Raw genomic sequence first — 2,765 nt, 5'->3', positions numbered from 1 at the left:
ATCATTTAAGTAGTCCATAGTATGCACCTGCCTGTAATTAGTTATTTTGTGGTGATCTAATTATATTACAGTTTGGTCTACTATGGGCATTTTTTATTAATTTTTATTAGTTCAAGTTCATTTTACAATTAAGCATTGTAATATGTTTATTAAAACAGATAAAAGTAAAGAGAGCTAAGGATAAAAATCAAAGTTAGAATATTTATTCTAATATGATATAATAAATCTACAGTTGATGAATTTAGGAGGAAGTTTATGATGGATCGTGAGACACCTGATTTATTATGGAAAGAGATTATTGAGGATTTATTTGAAGATTTTGTAGAATTTTTTATGCCTAAGTTATATCAGGAGATTGATTTTAGTCAAGGCTATGAGTTTTTAGATAATGAGTTAGCTAATATCATGGATAAGACTTTAGAGGGTAAGAAGATGGCTGATCGATTGGTTAAGGTCTACTTAAAGGATGGTAGAGAGAATTGGATTTTAATTCATTTAGAGGTACAAGGCTATTATGAAGCTGAGTTTAGTGCTAGGATGTTTAAGTATTTCTACAGAATTTACGATAAATATGATAAGAAAATTGTAGCTTTAGCTATCTTTACTGAGGGTAGGAAAGATTATAAGCCAAGTAGTTTTGATTATGAATTTCATGGAACAAAGTTAAACTATGAGTATAATAGTTATAAGATTTTGGAACAAGAGGAAGTAGAATTATTGAAGGCGGAAAACCCTTTTGCAATGGTGATTTTAGCAGGATTATATACTTTAAAGAGTAAGGGTAAAAATAGTTTGAGATATAGTTTTAAGCAGAAACTATTTAGATTGTTATTAGATAGAGATTATAGTAAGAGAAAGATTAAGAATATCTTTGAATTTTTAGATGGAATTTTGTTTTTACCTAATGATTTAGAGTTGAGGTTTAGAGATGATATTAAAGAAACTATCGGAGGTGATGAAGTTATGAGTAAAGAGTTAACTAACCTTTATCAAGTTGGCAAATCAGAAGGAAAGTTAGAGGGAAAATTAGAAGGTAGGGTAGAAGGTAAATTGGAAGGAAAATTAGAAATAGCTAAGAAGCTACTAGAAAAGAAGATGGATATAAATGATATAATGGAAGTTACTGAATTATCAGAAGAACAGATAAAATTAATTAAAGAAAGAACTCAACATTAATATTATATTACTGGAGGATTAGCTTATGGCTAAAGAGCTGACTAATCTTTAGCAAATTGGTAAGTCAGAAGATATGATAGAAGTTGCTAAAAAGCTGTTAACAAAGAATATAGATATAGAGGATATAATAGAGGTTACTGAGTTGTCAAAAGAGGAGATAAAAAGGATTAAGGAAGAAGCTTAGCATTAAATTTTCGCATTATATAATAGTATATTTAAAGAATAAAGCCCAAGTAAGTAATCTTACCTGGGCTTTATTCAATTTAACAAGGGATTCAAAACTGCAATAGTTAATAAATGATTAAAGGATATAGTGAAGATAATCTTTAAATATTTGCCTATGAATATATATAATAAAGACTAATAGTTTATTTACAAAGCAACAGTTAGAGGGGGAGTCTTATGAAGTTTGTTAGAGGAATGGCATTACATAATGGAGTAGAATTTGTATCTACACATAAAATTGTAACTGCTACTATTGATGAAGATAATCAAATTAATACAGAGGTAAATGACAATCTAGGTTCAAAGGGAGAGTTATTTTTAAAAGGTCAAAATTTTGTAAAGAATATTCCTTTTATTAGAGGTATTTATGATCTGTTTAGATTTAGTGTACCACTGCTGATAGTCTTTATAATTAATATTCTTACCCATATGGTTACTGACCAATATTATAAAGTTACTAGTGATCCCAATACAACAAATGATGGTAGAATATTTATAGTTTTAAATATTATTTTTCTAATAATTTCATTATTGATGTTAATAAGAGTTATGAAGCAATTAATTCCATATATAAAGCAATTAAAAAGAACTCATGAATTTCATGGAGCAGAGCATAAAACAATCAAGGCTTATTATGATAGTGATGATTTGTCACTTGAATCAGTTAGAAAAGCAAGTAGAGTAGCATATTCACGTGGAACGACTTTATTTATATTTTGGACATTGTGTTTTGTTATTTTACTTATTTTTTACAGGGATCTCTGTTTTATAAATATGGTGTTAAGTTATTCAATAGCTTATGAAATCTTTTATATTAGAGATGGGGAAAAAAGTTTGGGATATCGCTATTGTATAAGTTATCTGCTTACTTACAAAGTATGTTATTTACTAGGGAACCAAGTGATAAACAGTTAGAGGTTGCAATAGCAGGTTTTAAAACTCTGTTAAAGGAAGATGATTCAGAGTAAATAGGAATATTGAGTAGATTTTATTTCTTGCTTTTCTGGGATATACATCTAACTTAGAAGGCAGAAGTTAAATGGGGTGGGTGCAAAAGGTCATAAGAAAGTGCTGAGGTGTTTTTGCTCAGCATTTTCTTATGTAATGTGGCTGGTCAATAGAGGTGGTTTGATCTTGACTTTAGCCTATGGAGTGGAACGAAATGGGCGTGGCTTTAGGAGAGGTGATAGCAGGTGGGTTTGCTGCTTTGACCTCTCCTTTCCTTAAAATCTAATGCTATATTTAATAGTCAATTTGTGTTTATTTATTTTTGCTTAATTGTAAAATGAACTTGAACTAATAAAAATTAATAAAAAAATGCCCATAGTAGACCAAACTGTAATATAATTAGATCACCACAAAAT

At 29.1% G+C, this 2,765-nt stretch carries 3 protein-coding genes; all 3 read left to right on the top strand.

Going from position 1 to position 2,765, the window contains the following annotated elements; translation table 11 throughout:
* Positions 1-258: 258 nt before the first annotated feature.
* The 3 genes from BX659_RS18505 to BX659_RS19575 all read left to right on the top strand — a co-directional run bounded on the left by BX659_RS18505 (position 259) and on the right by BX659_RS19575 (position 2,628).
* Positions 259-1,176 carry a hypothetical protein gene (locus BX659_RS18505; RefSeq protein WP_172432027.1) on the top strand — a complete coding sequence of 306 codons (918 nt, stop codon included), beginning with the start codon at positions 259-261 and terminating at the stop codon, positions 1,174-1,176.
* Between the two features lie 402 nt (positions 1,177-1,578).
* Positions 1,579-2,316, top strand: coding sequence for a DUF1385 domain-containing protein (locus tag BX659_RS18500; protein WP_097019707.1), 738 nt, complete (start codon positions 1,579-1,581; stop codon positions 2,314-2,316).
* A 189-nt stretch (positions 2,317-2,505) separates the two neighbouring features.
* Positions 2,506-2,628 (top strand): hypothetical protein, encoded by a 123-nt coding sequence (locus BX659_RS19575; protein ID WP_258176166.1) that lies wholly within the window; start codon positions 2,506-2,508, stop codon positions 2,626-2,628.
* Positions 2,629-2,765: the final 137 nt, after the last annotated feature.

Source organism: Orenia metallireducens (assembly GCF_003001995.1).
Taxonomy (GTDB): Bacteria; Bacillota; Halanaerobiia; order Halobacteroidales; family Halobacteroidaceae; genus Orenia; species Orenia metallireducens_B.
Note: the sequence above shows the minus strand (reverse complement) of the source record. Positions and strands in the feature narration are given on the sequence as shown.